Source organism: Pseudomonas sp. FSL R10-1339 (assembly GCF_009600545.1).
In the GTDB taxonomy this organism is placed as follows: Bacteria; Pseudomonadota; Gammaproteobacteria; order Pseudomonadales; family Pseudomonadaceae; genus Aquipseudomonas; species Aquipseudomonas bubulae.
Genome location: NZ_WIVQ01000337.1, coordinates 1 through 246 on the forward strand (window position 1 = coordinate 1; position 246 = coordinate 246).

Here is a 246-nt window from a genome sequence, read left to right on the forward strand (position 1 = left end):
TCTCAGGGCCTGCTCTGGGGATTGGCTGGCTATGCCGTATCTTGCCTCGCCCCCACAATGGGCCTGCCGCCGGAACTGCCGGGCACAGCCGCTGCCGACCTGCTGCAACGTCAGCTGTGGTGGGTCACTACGGCCGCGTCTACAGCAGTCGGTATCGCCCTGCTGGTGTTCGGCAAGCATTGGGCGCTCAAGGTCCTTGGCCTTGCCATTTTGGCGGTGCCGCATCTCTTTGGCGCTCCACAGCCT

At 64.6% G+C, this 246-nt stretch carries 1 protein-coding gene; it reads left to right on the top strand.

Features of this window, described 5'->3' with window-relative positions:
- The coding region (locus GHO03_RS24975; RefSeq protein ID WP_178110397.1) for a CbtA family protein at positions 1-246 on the top strand (246 nt) is incomplete at both ends.